This is a genomic window from Cyanobacterium sp. T60_A2020_053 (assembly GCA_015272165.1).
Lineage (GTDB): Bacteria > Cyanobacteriota > Cyanobacteriia > Cyanobacteriales > Cyanobacteriaceae > Cyanobacterium.
In genome coordinates this window covers 1-17,018 of record JACYMF010000102.1, presented here as the reverse complement: position 1 = coordinate 17,018, position 17,018 = coordinate 1, and the positions used below count along the sequence as shown (strand labels likewise).

At 37.3% G+C, this 17,018-nt stretch carries 18 protein-coding genes; 10 read left to right on the top strand and 8 right to left on the bottom strand.

Annotation, left to right across the window (positions count from 1 at the left end; genetic code table 11):
- The coding region (gene gltB / locus IGQ45_13530; protein MBF2058197.1) for a glutamate synthase large subunit at positions 1 to 3,357 on the top strand (3,357 nt) is incomplete at its 5' end.
- A 142-nt stretch (positions 3,358 to 3,499) separates the two neighbouring features.
- Here the strand turns inward: gltB and IGQ45_13525 are convergent.
- On the bottom strand, positions 3,500 to 4,042 hold the full coding sequence (locus IGQ45_13525) for a transposase (protein ID MBF2058196.1): 543 nt from the start codon (positions 4,040 to 4,042) through the stop codon (positions 3,500 to 3,502).
- A 174-nt stretch (positions 4,043 to 4,216) separates the two neighbouring features.
- Here IGQ45_13525 and IGQ45_13520 point away from each other — a divergent pair, with 174 nt between their 5' ends.
- The 4 genes from IGQ45_13520 (at position 4,217) to IGQ45_13505 (ending at position 6,572) form a co-directional block, all read left to right on the top strand.
- A complete protein-coding gene (locus IGQ45_13520) occupies positions 4,217 to 5,437 on the top strand; it encodes a hypothetical protein (protein ID MBF2058195.1) in 1,221 nt (406 codons plus the stop codon).
- A gap of 166 nt (positions 5,438 to 5,603) precedes the next feature.
- Positions 5,604 to 5,828, top strand: coding sequence for a type II toxin-antitoxin system HicB family antitoxin (locus IGQ45_13515; GenBank protein MBF2058194.1), 225 nt, complete (start codon positions 5,604 to 5,606; stop codon positions 5,826 to 5,828).
- Positions 5,829 to 5,913: 85 nt separating this feature from the next.
- Entirely contained in the window at positions 5,914 to 6,060 is a 147-nt protein-coding gene (locus IGQ45_13510) for a hypothetical protein (GenBank protein ID MBF2058193.1), read from the top strand.
- 209 nt (positions 6,061 to 6,269) lie between these two features.
- Positions 6,270 to 6,572: a DUF4277 domain-containing protein gene (locus tag IGQ45_13505; protein ID MBF2058192.1), complete on the top strand. Its 303-nt coding sequence runs from the start codon at positions 6,270 to 6,272 to the stop codon at positions 6,570 to 6,572.
- A gap of 620 nt (positions 6,573 to 7,192) precedes the next feature.
- Here the strand turns inward: IGQ45_13505 and IGQ45_13500 are convergent.
- The 4 genes from IGQ45_13500 to rpoD form a co-directional block, all read right to left on the bottom strand.
- Positions 7,193 to 8,206, bottom strand: coding sequence for a family 10 glycosylhydrolase (locus IGQ45_13500; GenBank protein ID MBF2058191.1), 1,014 nt, complete (start codon positions 8,204 to 8,206; stop codon positions 7,193 to 7,195).
- 3 nt (positions 8,207 to 8,209) lie between these two features.
- Positions 8,210 to 8,458 carry a hypothetical protein gene (locus tag IGQ45_13495; protein MBF2058190.1) on the bottom strand — a complete coding sequence of 83 codons (249 nt, stop codon included), beginning with the start codon at positions 8,456 to 8,458 and terminating at the stop codon, positions 8,210 to 8,212.
- Between the two features lie 106 nt (positions 8,459 to 8,564).
- The gene (locus tag IGQ45_13490; protein MBF2058189.1) at positions 8,565 to 8,876 is read right to left on the bottom strand and encodes a hypothetical protein; all 312 of its coding nucleotides are present in this window, start codon (positions 8,874 to 8,876) and stop codon (positions 8,565 to 8,567) included.
- A gap of 269 nt (positions 8,877 to 9,145) precedes the next feature.
- Positions 9,146 to 10,318 (bottom strand): RNA polymerase sigma factor RpoD, encoded by a 1,173-nt coding sequence (gene rpoD, locus IGQ45_13485; protein ID MBF2058188.1) that lies wholly within the window; start codon positions 10,316 to 10,318, stop codon positions 9,146 to 9,148.
- Positions 10,319 to 10,956: 638 nt separating this feature from the next.
- Between rpoD and IGQ45_13480 the strand changes: the two genes are divergently transcribed.
- Complete coding sequence (locus IGQ45_13480) at positions 10,957 to 11,460, top strand: bifunctional nuclease family protein (GenBank protein ID MBF2058187.1); 504 nt, start codon at positions 10,957 to 10,959, stop codon at positions 11,458 to 11,460.
- Positions 11,461 to 11,665: 205 nt separating this feature from the next.
- On the opposite strand, the gene IGQ45_13475 is transcribed toward IGQ45_13480, so the two are convergent.
- Positions 11,666 to 12,049, bottom strand: coding sequence for a c-type cytochrome (locus IGQ45_13475; protein MBF2058186.1), 384 nt, complete (start codon positions 12,047 to 12,049; stop codon positions 11,666 to 11,668).
- A gap of 177 nt (positions 12,050 to 12,226) precedes the next feature.
- Between IGQ45_13475 and obgE the strand changes: the two genes are divergently transcribed.
- Positions 12,227 to 13,252 (top strand): GTPase ObgE, encoded by a 1,026-nt coding sequence (gene obgE, locus IGQ45_13470; GenBank protein ID MBF2058185.1) that lies wholly within the window; start codon positions 12,227 to 12,229, stop codon positions 13,250 to 13,252.
- 81 nt (positions 13,253 to 13,333) lie between these two features.
- Here the strand turns inward: obgE and zds are convergent, their stop codons facing one another.
- Positions 13,334 to 14,764 carry a 9,9'-di-cis-zeta-carotene desaturase gene (gene zds, locus IGQ45_13465; GenBank protein MBF2058184.1) on the bottom strand — a complete coding sequence of 477 codons (1,431 nt, stop codon included), beginning with the start codon at positions 14,762 to 14,764 and terminating at the stop codon, positions 13,334 to 13,336.
- 131 nt (positions 14,765 to 14,895) lie between these two features.
- Here zds and IGQ45_13460 point away from each other — a divergent pair, with 131 nt between their 5' ends.
- From IGQ45_13460 to IGQ45_13450, 3 genes are all read left to right on the top strand, one after another.
- A complete protein-coding gene (locus tag IGQ45_13460) occupies positions 14,896 to 15,180 on the top strand; it encodes a BrnT family toxin (GenBank protein MBF2058183.1) in 285 nt (94 codons plus the stop codon).
- Entirely contained in the window at positions 15,155 to 15,421 is a 267-nt protein-coding gene (locus tag IGQ45_13455) for a BrnA antitoxin family protein (GenBank protein ID MBF2058182.1), read from the top strand. Before IGQ45_13460 ends, IGQ45_13455 begins: the two co-directional genes overlap by 26 nt.
- 86 nt (positions 15,422 to 15,507) lie before the next feature.
- Positions 15,508 to 16,104, top strand: a complete 597-nt coding sequence (locus IGQ45_13450; protein ID MBF2058181.1) for a LysE family translocator — start codon at positions 15,508 to 15,510, stop codon at positions 16,102 to 16,104.
- Here the strand turns inward: IGQ45_13450 and IGQ45_13445 are convergent.
- The gene (locus tag IGQ45_13445; protein ID MBF2058180.1) at positions 16,078 to 16,731 is read right to left on the bottom strand and encodes an HAD family phosphatase; all 654 of its coding nucleotides are present in this window, start codon (positions 16,729 to 16,731) and stop codon (positions 16,078 to 16,080) included. The genes IGQ45_13450 and IGQ45_13445 overlap by 27 nt on opposite strands.
- Positions 16,732 to 17,018 lie beyond the last annotated feature (287 nt).

The following is a 17,018-nucleotide window of genomic DNA, read 5'->3' as shown; positions in this document are numbered from 1 at the left end:
ACCCTCACCCCCAACCCCTCTCCCACAGGAGATACCCTCACCCCCAACCCCTCTCCCACAGGAGAGGGGAGAAAGAATTTAGTACAGTTACAAACCGCTTTCGGTTATACTGCCGAAGATGTGGACATGGTCATTTCTGCCATGGCAAGGGATGGTAAAGAGCCGACTTTTTGCATGGGTGATGATATTCCCTTGGCTGTGCTATCCGATAAACCTCGTTTATTGTACGATTATTTTAGACAGCGTTTTGCCCAAGTTACCAATCCTCCCATCGATCCGTTACGGGAAAGTTTGGTGATGTCTTTGGAAATGCACTTGGGTGAAAGAGGCAATTTATTACATATCGAACCGAAAAGCGCCCGTACTTTGGTGATTGATTCCCCTGTATTATCTCACCATGATTTTAATATCATCAAAGATTCGGATTTTTCCACCATTGAGTTATCCACCTTATTCCCCATCAGTGATGGTCCAGACGGTTTACAATTAGCTTTAAATCGTTTATGTGATCAGGCTACGGAAGCGGTGAAAGCAGGTCATCAAATTATTGTTTTGAGCGATCGCATCACCCCCGATTTAACCCCCCCTAATCCCCCCTTACAAGGGGGGGAAGCCCTCACCCCCACCCCCTCTCCCACAGGAGAGGGGAGTATTGATAGTGATACTTCTTATATTCCTCCCCTATTGGCGGTGGGCGCTGTGCATCAACACCTCATTAAAGAGGGATTACGCTTGAAAACTTCCTTAATTGTGGATACGGCACAGTGTTGGAGTACCCATCATTATGCTTGTTTAATTGGTTTTGGGGCTTCTGCTGTGTGTCCTTACTTAACCCTGCAAACTGTGGCAGATTGGTGGCATGACAGCAAAACTCAGAAATTGATGGATACGGAAAAAATTGAAAAAATTTCCGAAATCGAAGCGTTAAATCGCTACCGTAAATCTGTGGAAGCAGGTTTATTAAAAATTCTCTCGAAAATGGGTATTTCTTTACTAGCTTCTTATCATGGCGCGCAGATTTTTGAATGTATTGGCTTGGGCGCTGATGTCATTAAGTTAGCCTTCAAAGGTACTACTAGCCGTGTGGGTGGTTTAAACCTCTCTGAGGTAGCTAATGAAATCGTGACTTTCCACCATAAAGCCTTCCCTGAATTACAAGCCAAAAAATTAGAAAACTACGGTTATGTAAATTATAAAAAAGGTGGAGAATATCACATGAACTCCCCTGAAATGGCTAAATCTTTACATAAAGCGGTGGCTTCTTATGGCTCAAAAGAAGGTTATGATCATTATGACTGGTATCGCAATTATTTGGAAGAGCGCCCCGTTACTGCTCTGCGTGATTTGTTAGAGTTTAAGAGTGATCGTAATGCTATCTCTATTGATGCTGTTGAGCCTGTAGAGGACATTGTCAAACGTTTTTGTACCGGGGGGATGTCCTTGGGTGCATTAAGCCAAGAAGCGCACGAAACCCTCGCTATTGCCATGAATCGTATTGGTGGTAAATCTAATTCTGGGGAAGGTGGGGAAGACCCTAATCGACGTAATCCCATTGATGAAGTGGACGAAAAGGGCAGTAATCACTTTTTCCCTCATCTCAAGGGTTTAAAAGTTGGTGATAGCGTTTCTTCTGTCATTAAACAGATTGCTTCTGGTCGTTTTGGGGTTACTCCTGAATATTTGATGAGTGGTGAACAGTTAGAGATTAAAATGGCGCAGGGAGCGAAACCGGGAGAAGGTGGACAGTTGCCGGGTAAGAAAGTAAGCGAATATATTGCCATGTTACGCCGTTCTAAACCGGGTGTTACTTTGATTTCTCCTCCTCCTCACCATGACATCTATTCTATTGAGGATTTGGCACAATTAATCCACGATTTACACCAAATTAATCCTACTGCTAAGGTATCGGTTAAGTTGGTGGCAGAAATCGGTATTGGTACGATCGCCGCCGGGGTTGCTAAAGCTAATGCTGATGTGATCCAAATTTCGGGTCATGATGGTGGTACTGGTGCATCTCCTTTGAGTTCCATTAAACACGCTGGATGTCCTTGGGAATTGGGAGTTACGGAAGTTCACCGCACTTTATTGGAGAATCAGTTAAGAGATCGGGTTTTATTACGCGCTGATGGCGGTATGAAAACTGGTTGGGATGTGGTCATGGCGGCGTTGATGGGCGCTGAGGAGTACGGTTTTGGTACTGTAGCGATGATTGCGGAAGGTTGTATTATGGCGCGCGTCTGCCATACTAATCAGTGTCCTGTGGGTGTCACTACTCAAGAAGAAAGATTGCGTAAACGCTTCCCGGGTGTACCTGCGGATGTGGTTAATTTCTTCTATTTTGTGGCGGAGGAAGTGCGCTCTATTCTTGCTAAGTTGGGTTACACTAGCTTAAATGAGTTGATCGGTCGTGGTGATTTGTTGACTTATCGTCATAGTGCGCAGTTAACGAAAACTAAGGCTTTAAATCTCGATTGTTTAACTAATTTACCTGATACGAAAACCGATCGTAGTTGGTTAAATCATGGTGATACTCATACTAATGGTCATGTGTTGGATGATGAGATTCTCTCTGATTCTGCGGTAACTGATGCCATTGCTAATCAAGGCACTTTAACTAAGGACATCAAGATCGTTAGTACGGATCGCTCTACGGGCGCTCGTATTGCTGGTGTAATTGCCAAGAAATACGGTGACTCTGGTTTTGAGGGTAGTTTAAATCTGCAATTCAAAGGGGTTGCTGGTCAAAGTTTCGGCGCTTTCAATATTCAAGGTATGAATATTCACCTCGAAGGGGAAGCTAATGATTATGTGGGTAAGGGTATTAATGGCGGTGAAATTGTCATTATTCCTCCTGCTTCGGCTACCTATAACGCTTCTGAGAACGTAATTCTCGGTAATACTTGTTTATATGGTGCAACCGGTGGCGTTTTATATGCGGTGGGGCGCGCTGGTGAGCGTTTTGCGGTGCGTAATTCCAAGGCTGTTGCTGTGGTGGAGGGCGCTGGAGATCACTGTTGTGAGTACATGACAGGTGGTTTAATCGTAGTCTTAGGCACTGTGGGCAGGAATGTGGGCGCTGGTATGACGGGGGGTTTGGGTTATTTCCTTGATGAAGATAATACTTTTGAGGCAAAAGTTAACCCCGAAATCGTCAAAATTCAGCGCATTTCTACCCCTGAAGGGGAAGCACAATTAAAGGATTTAATTACTAATCATGTTAATAAAACTGGTAGTAAAAAGGGTCAATTAATTTTAACTAATTGGTCAGAATATTTACCGCAATTCTGGCAAGTTGTACCCCCTTCCGAAGCTGATAATCCAGAGGTGAGGGCGCTGAAAGAGTTAACTACTGTTTAAGTTGATTTTGCCTCTTGTGGGTTAAGCGGTAATGGTTTATAAGTGGTGGGTTGTGGGAAATGGGTTGAACATTGTTCAACCCCTACGATAACGCAAACTGTAGGGGCAGAATAATATTCTGCCCACCAACACCCAAATATCCTTAAAAAGGCAAATCTAATATAATATTTTTTGACGATGAATATTCCGAATCTTTCTCCCAATTACGAGGATTATTGATAATATATTCTCTAACATTATTGAGCATTTCTTCATTTTTAATTATCTTCTCATAATAGTTTCTTTGCCATATTAAAGAAGTACCTGTTTGTTGACAAATCTGATTAATTTTTCTGGTTACCGCACCTTTAAATGATCGAACAATACTCGGAATTGAACCTTTAACAACTTTCTGATATTGATTATATTTTTCCTCTTGATTAGCTGAGTTTTTAAGCCATAAAATTCCGTGTATATGATTAGGCATAATCACAAATACATCTAACTCTACAGAAAGGAAATGTTCTGGTATTTCTAACCAACATTGAAGAACAATCGCACCTAAGTTATTCAATAATACTTGATCTTTTTTGATCTCTCCCCATAGACATTGTTTATATTTCGTGCAAATAGTTAAAAAATAAGCACCTTGTTGACTATAATCGTAATGTTTTAAACGGATTGAGCGACGGTCAAAAAACATCATTGGAAGTATTGTCAATTATTATCAATGAATTGCTTTAACGAATAATAAAGATGAGTGGGTTGAACACGTTTCAACCCCTACGATATGAAAAATATTGTTATTGTTACCTAAAGTCTAATATATACATCTCTGAGGTATATATTACTCATAACTTCACTTCACATAGCACATTATATGAAAACGGGAAAACTAAACAAAGATGTTGTTGGTCAAATTACTGAGGCAATTATTAGTAACAAAAAAACTAAAGGAAAAATATTAGCTATTGCTAGATATGTTGAAGATGAAAAAGTTTGCTTTCAAACTGCCGAAGGACAAAATGGCACTTGGATTCCCGCTTTGGCATTAGTTAATTATAATAAACTTGTTTTATCACCAAGTTCTGTAACCTCAGAAGAAAAAACTATCTTAGTACAATCGCCACTAGTCGAATCGCCTCAAAATGTTACAATTCTAGTACAGAAAAGAGCAGAACAGGATTTAACTTCTTTGGTGAATTTTGCAGATAATTTGGCTAAACAGTTGGCTAAACAGATTGATAATAAAGTTAATAGCGATATTCAATTAATTAACTCCGCAATAGAAGAAACCCAGAAATTAGTCGAAGATATAACTAAAAAAATAAATAAGTCAGGAAAGAATACAGTCAAGTTTATTGATCAGTGTTTAACTGAACTTGATGTGCTGTTGGGAAGCATTGTTATTGAAATATCAAACATAATTCAAAATATCTGGAGTGAGATTTTTCGTCAGTGTGTCGCTTGGGCAATGGAAGAGACTCAAAAGTCTTTTGATCGTGCTAAAAAAGTAGTTGATGAATTAAAACAAAAACATCCAAAAGAAGACTATCGTCAAATCGCTCAAAGATTAATTAACAGAAGCACAGTGCTTTCAGTTACTTTTGGTATTGCGATAGATGGAATTAAATTAGTGGAATCATGGGCTAAAGTATCAATCGGTTTAGATTTAGTTAAAAATTCCGCCCTTTTGTCAGAGTTAATTTACCAAATCAGTATTGCTTATGGTTTTGATGGCGACACTAAAATTAGCACTGGAGAAGGTATTGCTATTATTGCTTTGTCTTTGGGAATAGATGTTTTACAACAATTAGGGCTCAATGCATTAACATCCGCTAGTCTTAGTGCTAGTATTGCTATTAAAGCTTTTTCTAATGTTGCTCTGTTTCAATTAGTTGGTTATGCTTCATGTTTATATTTTGAGCTGAAACAACAAAAAGCTGATAATCCTTTGGTTTTTGCACCTGCTTATCGACAGTTTACGGCTAAATTGCAGACTTATCTTAATGAGACATTAACTGAAACCAAGAAACTCAATGAAATTATTAAAGATGCGGTAGAAATCAAAGAAGAAGTACCAGCTTTTGCTAATGCTTAAAAAAGTTTAGTTAATGTGATGAGGAATTGACTTAAAGATTCTGAAGGGAATGGGTTGAACATTGTTCAACCCCTACAATATGATAAGCTCATCTGAATTTTAATCATAAAATGCCCAAGAAAATGAAGTTTTAAAAGCAATAAAAGAAGTAAAAAAGAGAGACAAAATGGATAATTGGAAATATTCAATGATCATTAAGTGGTCTAATGTTGATAATTGTTATTTAGTTGGGGTTCCTGATTTTGAAGGGCAACAATGGCGCACTCATGGTGATACTTATGAGGAAGCCTTTCAAAATGGTATTGAAGTTTTAGAGTTATTAATTGAGGATTATCAACTATCGGGAGAAACTTTACCAATACCTAATGTTTTAACAGAAAAAGTTGCTTAAATGGCTGTTTTCAAATAAGCATGAATTAATGGAGAAAATTTTTAGAAATTGACAAGATAAATAATCATATTCTAAAGCTGTTGCTATGGTGGAGGGCGCTGATGATCACTGTTGTGAATACATGACGGGCGGTTTGGGTTATTTGCTCGGTGAAGATAATACTTTTGAGGCAAAAGTTAATCCTGAAATCATTAAAATTCAGCGTAATTGCAGCCCAGAAGGTGAGGCATAATTAGGGTTTGCTGAATAAGTCAAAACCCTTGTCTAATAGAGGTTTAAAGTCTATTATACATAACAAAAAGTTTCATAAATTGACTTTTTCCTCTAAAAACCCACTTTCCGCATATTTCAAGAAAAGACAGAAATATTACGAAAAAGAGTAGAAGAAAATCAGGTACATTAGTGACATCCTCATAAATAATCAACGGTAAAGATAAGAAAATGTCTCAATTCATCAATGTGCAAGTAGAAAATCTTGACCATTTAGGCATAATTGCGGGAATAATTGATGAGATAGGGGTTGTCGAGATTATCAACGAAAAATTACCAAGGCATTGCACGGAAAAAATCAGTAAAGGGTTAGTAGTCAAAGCCATGATTATCAATGCCTTGGGTTTTTTGTCTCAACCGTTGTATTTATTTTCAGAGTATTTTGAGGATAAAGCCTTAGAAAAACTATTAGGAAAAGAAGTAAAAAAAGAATACTTAAATAATGATAAATTAGGGAGAACCCTATATGGTTAATGTCTTTAAGTCTATTGGTATATAATTTGGGTCAAAGAGAAATGAGAAAAGAGTTGAAAAGAAATAAAGTAGGATTAAAAAATCAGTTAGGAAAAAGGACAGATAAAGTGACGATGAGTGATTTCAGTGCTTACAAGGCGTTCATGTAGTAAAAATCAATGAAGAAGAAAAGGTAGTGAATATGAACAAAAATAGAGAAGAAATATTGCAGTATTTACCAGAAAAATGCCGTGAATATTATCAGTAAGATAAAAGCATTAATAGTTAGTAAGAAAATTAGAGAAAAAGAAAATCATCAAAGATAAATAAAATTTGATGCAATACTTTTGTGGTGCAAAAAAAAAGAGATTGGAGAGGAGGGAAAATCACTAGAGGAATAATTTTGCCGTGATTTCCTCTCTAAATCATTACAAATGGTGATTTTACTTGTTGTAATATTTTTATTACAAAATAGAGTGGGGAAAGTGGGTAAAAATACAGTATTTTTTTTCCATCCCAATCAAAAATAATTGATGAAAACTAGGAATTTTTAACAAGCTATGATTATCCTAAAACGTTTGATTTATAAACCTTTCTACTATCCACTTCCCCCACGACACCACTTTTTCACCAGAGCCTATTTATTTATCACGAAAAAAATCAGCGCCCATCGCCCTAGCTTCCCAACAAAAAATAGAGAATCCATAACCCAAATTTTGAGTAATATCTATTTGTTTTTGTATCTCGGCAGGATGTTTATAACTATCAAAAGAACCTGCATAAATGCCTATAGCTACAGGGATTGATTCATCTAATTTGTCTATTTCTGATGTAATTATAGCTTGTTCAAACTCTTTAGAATTATCACGATAAATTTGGATAATAACCTCATCAATATATCCTTGTTTAGCCCAATATAGCCAATCTTGATTATATTTATTTTTTGAAAAACTATAGGGATTAGGAGATAAACTAAATATCAAATTAGGATTAATTTTATCTATACTTTTTTTAACTTGAGCAGTAAGTTCATTCATTTCATTGATATAATTACCGAATTGACTTGGCACACCCCAATGATCATCTAATTGTATGCCAGTTAACTCTTTATAGTTCGCCACTTCTTCGATAATATCCAAAATATATTCTTGTACCTCTGGATTGTCAGGATTTAGCCACACAAAACCATTAACAACGGTTTTCCCCTCTGGAGTTTTTAACAACCAGTCGGGGTTATTAACAGCAACAAAATTAGTAGGGGATAACATCAAGCCATACTCTAACCAAGCATACAATTTTAATCCTTGTCGCCCTGCTTCTATTTTCGATGCTTTTAAAACGTCTGTGAAAGGAGGTAAAAAAAGAGGATTAGTTTTTACAGTTTGAGATGGATAAATTGTGCCACCAAAACCATAAGTGCTGACATAAATATGAGTATAATTAGAACGGGCTAAATGAGCAAAAATATTATCTAATAAAGTGGTGTGATGAAAAAATATTGTCCCCACATTGGTTAACCATACTCCCCTGATTTCTGCCGATGATTCTATTTCAGATTTAAAAGATGGTGCTGGACGAGACAAAAAATAACCGATAATGATAAAGGAAAATAGAATTAAACTTCTTTTTTTGAAGAAAATTTGTCTAATTTTCATTGATTATTTATCAATATTCATATTTTTGACACTTGTCTTCAAATCTTTCCATAAAACTTTAATTTGCTCATAGGCTTGATTAGCAGAGATTTTTCCGTTAGTTTCTAAGTTGCAAATATAGCTTATTTTCTGGGCAAATTCCTGCAGATTAGCGTTAAAAACTAGATTTTCTGGGGTAAATTCTCCTCGGAAAGAGGCATGAGGAAAGAGAAAGGTCTCTTTTTCATGATTAGGCGGGTTATTTTCTGACACTCAGTTAATTCCTAATTAAACTAAACTTCTGCATTTTAGCAAAAAAGCTACATTTTGAGCTAATCAGGTTATTAGTTCTTCAAAAACCAGCGCCCTTCACCATTTATTAAGATGATGGGTTATTATTTTTATTATTAATAAATCGAGACAGAGTATAAATAACTAAACCGAGAACAGCAATACCAAAAACAAACTTAACGATAGAAAAAACCGTATTAACTAGAGATAAAAGTAGCATAATCCCAAATACAGCTATAATCACTTTACCTGCAGTCGGTAAAGCCAAAAACCAATTTTTAACGGTAGGAATAACACTTTTTTGAGGATTATTAGGAGGAGTTAACGGTGTAGAATCATAAATTTCTGCTTCAATTTGTTCTAGTTTCTCTTCCCATTTATTATTCGATTTTTCATTCATGATTTTAATTACTAAAAATTAGGTAAAAAGGGGTTGCCCTCACCCCAACCCCTCTCCCATAGCAGGGTGTTTTCAAAATCAGGATCAAAATTGATTTGTTTAGCAGGGGAAGCAGAGGAAGTAAGGGAGAAAGGGAGATTTTTTACTATTAATTGATTTATTAGTAGTTCAAAACCTCTGAATTTCAGATTATTGGCTAGTTTGAGAAACTAACATTTTTGAGAATGAAAACGCCCTGCTCCCATAGGAGAGGGGCATAATATTTGTTATTAACGAATATACTCTTTTAAAATGCTATTGCGATTAGGATGGCGCAACTTACGCAGTGCTTTCGCTTCAATTTGGCGGATTCTTTCACGAGTAACGTTAAAAATTTGACCGATTTCTTCTAAGGTTTTCATGCGCCCGTCATCCAAACCATAACGTAATCTTAAAACATCACGCTCTCGAGGGCTAAGGGAATCAAGGACATTTTCCAAATCTTCCCGCAATAAATTTTTAGCAACCTCATCCTCTGGAGTTTCGCCATCAGCTTCAATAAAATCACCGAGACGAGAATCTTCTTCCTTACCGATGGGAGTCTCAAGGGAAATAGGTAGTTGAGCAGATTTAGCAATAAAACGTAACTTTTCGATGGTCATTTCCATATCTTCAGCGATTTCCTCCTCAGTGGGTTTTCTGCCCATTTTTTGAGAAAGCATTTTCGTTGTCTTCTTGATGCGTGAGATAGTTTCGTAGAGATGCACGGGAAGACGAATGGTGCGAGATTGATCAGCAATGGCGCGGGTAATAGCTTGGCGAATCCACCATGTGGCGTAGGTGGAGAATTTATAACCTTTTTCGTGGTCGAATTTTTCGGCGGCGCGTATCAAACCTAATGAACCTTCTTGAATTAAATCCTGAAACGATAAGCCTCGATTCATGTACTTTTTAGCGATGGAAACTACTAAACGGAGGTTAGATTGTACCATCTTATCCTTTGCCCTCCTGCCAATGTGTAAACGGCGATTAAATTGACGAAGATTAGGAATGTCACAGGCTTCTGCCCATTCTTGATCGGTGGGAATGCGCCCTAAATGTTCCATTTGCGTGGCGCGGATATACTCTAAGTCTAATAAATCAGCAATTTGTCGGGCTAACTCGATTTCTTCTTCGGCGCGTAAGAGGCGAATGCGTCCAATTTCTTGCAGATATACTCTAATAGAATCTTCGGTAAAAGGCTTTTTCTTGGTGGTGGTGCTACTTCGGCGACGGGCGCTGGGCAGTTTTCGAGTTTTTTGGTTCAAATCTGGAGTGCCGATGGCATCAGCCTCACTAATCATCTCGCTAAATTCCGCTTCCATGGTAGTAACTGATGTCTTGGTGTGGGAATTTAATTCTAAAAACTCATCTACATCGTGCGCTGGGGTGATAGTCGCCAAAATTTCTTGTGCCTGAGTCATACCGTTTTCCTCTTATTCTATTTTTCTCGAAGATTGGTTAGTAAAAAGTGATAAGCTGGAGAGATTGTTTCTCTCCGTCAGGTCAAAACCTGATTTTTTTGGCAACAAAACCAATAATTAGCTAATGTTTTCCTCTCTTTTGTTGATCCTAGAGATTGAACCAGCTTGATTTTCTGTGGCATTGTGCAAAATTTAATTAATATGCTCCACTTTTCTGCTATCATTGACAGTCTTAAATAACTATGTAATTATTTTTACTGTCTTTGATTTTTGCTAGACAGTTAAAGCACCTGAAAAATTCAACCTATTTTAATGACTTGTGGTGGGAATTAAACAAGTTTTTGAGGTTAAATCTTTCAGATATTGTAATGAATTTCACAGAAAATATCATGGTTATGGGATATTTTTTTATTTAGAGGTGAATAACATCCACTATAGTACATAGGTTTTTGTTGTTTTACGCATAGTCTTCCTTGCCACTAGGTTAACAAACCTTTTTGTTTTTGGGGGAAAAATTTCTAAATTTCCGTAAATATTTTTAGCCATTTTCTTTTAGCCATTTCCTTAAAAAAAGATTAAGGTAAATATTTGGGTAACATGGGATAATAATAGATTATCTTGATTACGAGGGAACAGAGATGATTGAAATGAAAGTGGCAGCCATCGCCCTTGATGCGGTTAGTCGTAGTCCTATTGTACTACTTAAGGATGCCACAGAGCGAAGGGCACTACCGATTTATATTGGGCAGGATCAAGCAAGGTCAATCATTGCAGCTCTTGAGCAACAACCGACCCCTCGACCTTTAACCCATGATTTGATGGTAGATTTTTTTAAGGTTTGGAATATTAAGTTAGAGCGTGTGATTATTAATGCTTTACAAGATAATACTTTTTATGCCCTGCTTTGCACGAAAATGGGTAAAAAAAGTAAAAATATTGACTGTCGCCCCAGCGATGCCATTGCCATTGCGGTGCGCGCTGGTTGTCCGATTTGGGTGATGGAAGAGGTGATTTTTGATGCTTCTATTCCTGTAGACACTCAGGCGGATGAGGATGAAAGACAGGCTTTTCGAGATTTTGTCTCCCAACTTAGCCCTGAGGAGTTAATTCGCCGCGCCCGTAAAACCAGTGATGAGTCTTAATCTAATTCTTTAGCTGAAACCATTGCCCCACCGTGTAATGAATTACACGGAACCAACAGTATATCGTTCAATGAATTGAACTTCATTTTTTTGAAATTTGAGGATGCAAATGTCCTACTCTAAAGAGTAGGCGTTGAACATTGTTCAACCCTTATGAATTATTGGTTTGAGGAATTGACATTTTTGAGAACAATAATGCCCTTATTTATAATTGCTTGAGATAGGAAAGTAAATCTGCCATGTCTTCAGCCGATGGTTGAAATTTAGGCATGGGGGGAGTTTGCCCACTAATTACTTGATTGATAATACCTTGTTCGGATTTATGTTTATATACTTGGGATAAATTAGGACCAACATTGCCGATACCTTGTAAACCATGACAACCAGCACAGTTGACATTAAAGATAGCTTCCCCTCGAATCAAATTACCTTGATAAGATAAAACTTCCTGCACATAAGGATTAGGGGAATAGTTAAGCCAAAAACTGACAGTAATAACAAGGGAGACAATGAGGATAATAGTTAGTGCGATGACAGTTGTTTTGCGCTCCTGTTGATTAAGTTTTGTTTCGATTAGCTGGTTATTCACGGGTTTAAGGTTGACTTTTGCTTAGTTTTATTTACATTTTGCAACATTTTTTGTCATAAGTGCTACTTTTTGTTTCAAAGAACAACTCGAATTTAGAATTTAGAATTTAGAATTCATAGTCACTGACTCAAACTTTGTTAAAATTAATTTTATTAAGAGAAGAAGTATAAAGAATCAATGCAATTCATCGATCAGGTAGAAGTAGAATTAATCGCTGGAGATGGTGGCGATGGGTTAGTGGCGTTTCGCCGTGAAAAATATGTCCCGGCAGGAGGCCCTTCAGGAGGTAATGGTGGTAAGGGTGGCTCAGTAATTTTAAAGGCGGTGACAAATTTACAAACTTTGTTAGATTTTCGTTATGCAAGGGTATTTAAGGCGCAAGATGGGAAGCGAGGAGGTCCCAATAATCGCACGGGCGCTGGAGGAGAAGACCGTATTTTAGAAGTGCCTTGCGGTACGATGGTTTATGATTTGGAAACGGAAGAGTTAATTTATGATTTGGTGGCGGAAAATGAAACTTTTGTGGTGGCAAAAGGTGGCAAAGGGGGTTTAGGTAATCAACATTTTCTCAGTAACAGTAATCGGGCGCCGGAATATGCTTTACCGGGTTTGGAAGGGGAAATAAAAAAAGTTCGTTTAGAGTTAAAGTTATTGGCACAGGTGGGTATTATTGGGTTGCCCAATGCAGGAAAGTCCACATTTATTTCGGCGGTATCTTCAGCGCGCCCCAAAATAGCCGATTATCCTTTTACTACGTTAATACCTAACTTAGGAGTAGTCAGGAAACCAACGGGAGATGGCACGGTTTTTGCTGATATTCCCGGTTTGATTGAGGGAGCTTCCGAAGGGATTGGTTTAGGGCATGATTTTTTGCGCCACATCGAGCGCACGAGGCTATTATTGCATTTAGTGGATATTAACTCAGAGGCGCCCCTCACCGATTATCAAGTAATTCGAGATGAATTATCGGCTTATGGTCGAGGATTGGATCAGCGCCCTTCTCTGTTAGCATTGAATAAGATTGATACTCTTGATGATGATAGTCAACAGGAAATTATTAAGGAATTTCAAGCAGTGTACGATGGAGAAATATTTTTAATTTCTGCGGTGACGGGCGCTGGATGTAATCAATTACTCCAAGCCGTCTGGCAACAGCTAGACTTAATGAGTGAACCTGTAGAAACTGTAACATTTTCCCCATAAAAAGGATTTGGGGTTGCTGATTTTAAATATGTTTTTGCTTGGGGTAGGGAATATCGGGCTAGAAGCCCGAAATACTTTTATTTACTTACTAGCTAAAACGGCGCGCGCCGCCTGTTTACCAGAAAGAGTAGCGCCCTCCATACTATCTATATAATCCTGTTGGGTGTAACTACCAGCGAGGAAAAAATTATCAATGGGAGTTTTTTGGGCAGGGCGAAATACATCCATGCCCGGTGCTTCCCGATAGAGAGATTGAGCTAATTTCACAACACTATACCAAGTCATATTCAGTTTTTGGGAAGAGGGGAATAATTGATGGACTTGTTTTAAGACATGGTGGGCGATATTTTCATTACTTTCCTTGATAAAAGGATCGCCCGGTGTTAAAACTAACTGTAATAAAGAGCCTTCTCCTTCCCTATAGTAATCAGAAGGGCTAGAGAGAGCAAGATCAGAAAAACAAGAAAAATCTGCATCAGCCGTATAAAGTAAATTGTCAATACCTACCGCTTCTTGCAATTGAGTGCGCTTGGCTTCGTCTTGCATTTCCGTTACCCAACCATCGAAGCGTAATTGCACCGTAGCAACAGGCACAGCATCCAACTTGTAAATATTATCAAACTCCGCCATGGTCCGCCATGATTCGGGAATCAATCTTTGAATACCCGGCACATCACAAGCACACACATAAGCATCTGCGGTGATTAATTCTTCATTTTTCCCGTCAGCAATGAGTAAACCAGTTACGGTAGTTTTGCCATTTTGTTGATATTGAATCTCTCTGACACGGCGCCGAGTATGGATTTTTACCCCTCTTGCTTCCAGATAGTCAGTGATAGGTTTATGTAAATATTCATGGGGTGAGCCTTCCAACATTCTTAACACAGAGGCTTCTGTTTTGGCAGCAAAAAATTGGAATATAGTCAACATACAGCGTGCGGAAATATTTTCTGTGTCGATAAAACCTAGCGCATAGGCAATGGGATTCCACATTTTATCAAGGCTACCCTGATTACCACCGTGGGAGCGAAACCAGTCAGCGAAGCTAATTTTATCTAACTCTCTGATTTGACGCATAGCGCCCTCAAAATCTATCAATCCGCGCACAATGGGGCTGGTGCCGAGGGCAAGGGAATTAGCTATTTTATCGCCAGTGGATAGTTGGGAAGTGGTGAAAAATGCTTTTAAACCGTTGAAGGGCGCACCTGTAAGGAAACGAAAGTCTAACTCTCCAATCCTACCACCTTCATTAATAAAGGTGTGAGTATGTTGTTTTAATCGGAGGTTATTAATAGCGCCCACCTTCTCCATCAGGGCGAATAAGTTGTAATAGCAACCAAAAAAAACGTGTAATCCCATTTCGATATGATTACCGTCTTTGTCAAGCCAACTGCCAACTTTTCCACCAACAAAAGGGCGCGACTCAAAAATTTCTACTTCACATCCAGCATCCGCTAAGTCAACGGCAGTGGCTAATCCAGCTAATCCAGCTCCAACGATGGCTACTCGCATTGATTTTTCTTCATAATCTTAACTTTTCTTTACACATTATAACTAATCAATGTCAACAGTTGAGGGCGCTGGGCTGATGTTAATTTATTCTTTTTGTTAAAATCAGTTTTTATACAAGATATAAACAATGAATGAAATTTGAGTGGAATGAAAACAAAAACAAACAAAATATCAATAAGCATGGTATTAGTTTTGAAGAAGCCAAAGAAATTTTTTACGGGATCATATTTACCATTACTGATGAAAGATTTGATTATGGAGAAGTAAGAGAAATTAGTATTGGCACCATAGAAAGTTTTGTCATTGTTACTGTAGTTCATACTGAAAGAAATGGCAAAATTCGCATAATTTCAGCGCGTAAAGCAACACCTAAAGAAAGGAAAACATACTATGAATATCTCACCCAAGCGACTTAAAGAAATAGCTAACATACCAGATGATGCGATTGATACTTCAGATATACCTGAATTAGACGATAACTTTTGGAGAAAGGCAAAAATGGTCAAACCCATCACAAAAAAAACTATTTCTATTCGCCTAGATAGCGACATTTTAGATTGGTTCAAATGTCAAGAGAAAGGCTATCAAACATCTATTAATAATGTTCTTCGTACTTATGTTGAGCATCAAAAAATAAACAAAGAAAACAATAACTAAACTACTTTAATTTCACCTAATATATTCCTTTTTTTTATCTATCAATGAATTTAACAATATTAGGGGTGCTAGGTTTATGCGGTGCGTTGATTTTATTAGCTTCTTTACCTAGTTTAAGTGTATTTACGGTGGTGACTCGCTCTGCTACTCTAGGTTTTTGGCACGGTGCCGTTACCAGTTTGGGAGTAGTAACAGGAGATATTATTTTCATTTTAATTGCTATTTATGGTCTCGCTTTTTTGGCGCAAGAAGGAGAGATTTTTTTTGCTGTGGTGAAGGGCGCTGGGGCTATTTATTTAATTTATTTAGCTATTAAATTATGGCGTTTAAAGCCAACTATTTATCATCAAAAGAAAGTTTCAAAAGAGCATTTGTGGGCAAGTTTCTTCGCTGGTTTATCTATTACTTTAGCAGATCAAAAGGCAATTCTTTTTTATCTTGGGTTTCTTCCTGCTTTTATTAATTTACAAACTGTTTCTATTGTTGATATTTTGATGATTATTTTAATTGTAATTGTCACCGTTGGGGGTGTAAAAATAGTTTATGCTTGGTTAGCTAGGGGTATTACTTTCTTGATTAATCCTCGTTTTAGTGTCTTAATCAATCGAGTTGGGGCAGGGGTGATGGGCGCTGTTGCTGGTGTTTTATGGTGGGATTTATGGCAATATTTGACCTCTAAATAAATCAGGTAACGACATGGGTGGATTCATGTGGATAGCTTTTAAACCACAATGGCGGGCGCCCTCCACATTAGCTAAATTATCATCAATAAAAAGCGTAGTACTAGGTTTTAACCTTTGATCTTTAATGACATACTCAAATATGGCTAAATCAGGTTTATGTAAGCCTATTTCATAAGAATAATAAATTTTATCAAACAGAGATGAAAAAGAATAATTAGTAATCGATTGAGCAAATCTTTGCTCTACTTCAGCGATATGAATTGGGTTAGTATTACTAAGAATAAAGGTTTTTTTATCCTGTTTAATTTGAGCTAAAAGCGCCCCTAACCTTTGCGGAACATATCCTAACATTCCATTCCAAATGTTGATTATTTCTGCTTTAGAATATTTGACATCAAGAATATTTTGCATATTATTAATAAATTCATCATCATTAATTTTCCCTACTTCATAAGCAAAAGCAACTTGTTTTAAATTAGGGACTAATAAATCAGCACTTAAAGAACTGTGTTGAGAAAAAAAATTGTAGGGATAGTTCATATTAACATCAATAATTACTCCTCCTAAATCAAAAATAATCGCCTCTATTTCATGATAATTAAGATTAATATTTTTCAAACTATCCATCATATAAAAATTAGCTTATTTACTTTATTCTAATGTCATCGGATTAAGTTAACTGAAAACTTTAGCTTCAATCACCAAAATTATTAGTCAAGTTTTCACGCCACTGACACAAAATATTATAATCATCATCGGTTTATTCTAGTTAACAACAATTAGGTAATTTATTATTATTGCTTGTTACTTTACTTATTGATACATTTATGCGGCACAATACGGTATATCCCCGTCCTGTGCCACAATAGCATCACCATCAAAAGAGATAGTGAAGGTCGTATCCGACAAAACTT

What these genes read in the sequence shown, in the direction of transcription:
- IGQ45_13525 (MBF2058196.1), bottom strand. Translation starts at nt 4,042, where the DNA reads ATGATGTTTTTTGACCGTCGCTCAATCCGTTTAAAACATTACGATTAT.
- IGQ45_13520 (MBF2058195.1), top strand. Translation starts at nt 4,217, where the DNA reads ATGAAAACGGGAAAACTAAACAAAGATGTTGTTGGTCAAATTACTGAG.
- IGQ45_13515 (MBF2058194.1), top strand. Translation starts at nt 5,604, where the DNA reads ATGGATAATTGGAAATATTCAATGATCATTAAGTGGTCTAATGTTGAT.
- IGQ45_13510 (MBF2058193.1), top strand. Translation starts at nt 5,914, where the DNA reads ATGGTGGAGGGCGCTGATGATCACTGTTGTGAATACATGACGGGCGGT.
- IGQ45_13505 (MBF2058192.1), top strand. Translation starts at nt 6,270, where the DNA reads ATGTCTCAATTCATCAATGTGCAAGTAGAAAATCTTGACCATTTAGGC.
- IGQ45_13500 (MBF2058191.1), bottom strand. Translation starts at nt 8,206, where the DNA reads ATGAAAATTAGACAAATTTTCTTCAAAAAAAGAAGTTTAATTCTATTT.
- IGQ45_13490 (MBF2058189.1), bottom strand. Translation starts at nt 8,876, where the DNA reads ATGAATGAAAAATCGAATAATAAATGGGAAGAGAAACTAGAACAAATT.
- rpoD (MBF2058188.1), bottom strand. Translation starts at nt 10,318, where the DNA reads ATGACTCAGGCACAAGAAATTTTGGCGACTATCACCCCAGCGCACGAT.
- IGQ45_13480 (MBF2058187.1), top strand. Translation starts at nt 10,957, where the DNA reads ATGATTGAAATGAAAGTGGCAGCCATCGCCCTTGATGCGGTTAGTCGT.
- obgE (MBF2058185.1), top strand. Translation starts at nt 12,227, where the DNA reads ATGCAATTCATCGATCAGGTAGAAGTAGAATTAATCGCTGGAGATGGT.
- zds (MBF2058184.1), bottom strand. Translation starts at nt 14,764, where the DNA reads ATGCGAGTAGCCATCGTTGGAGCTGGATTAGCTGGATTAGCCACTGCC.
- IGQ45_13460 (MBF2058183.1), top strand. Translation starts at nt 14,896, where the DNA reads ATGAAATTTGAGTGGAATGAAAACAAAAACAAACAAAATATCAATAAG.
- IGQ45_13455 (MBF2058182.1), top strand. Translation starts at nt 15,155, where the DNA reads ATGAATATCTCACCCAAGCGACTTAAAGAAATAGCTAACATACCAGAT.
- IGQ45_13445 (MBF2058180.1), bottom strand. Translation starts at nt 16,731, where the DNA reads ATGGATAGTTTGAAAAATATTAATCTTAATTATCATGAAATAGAGGCG.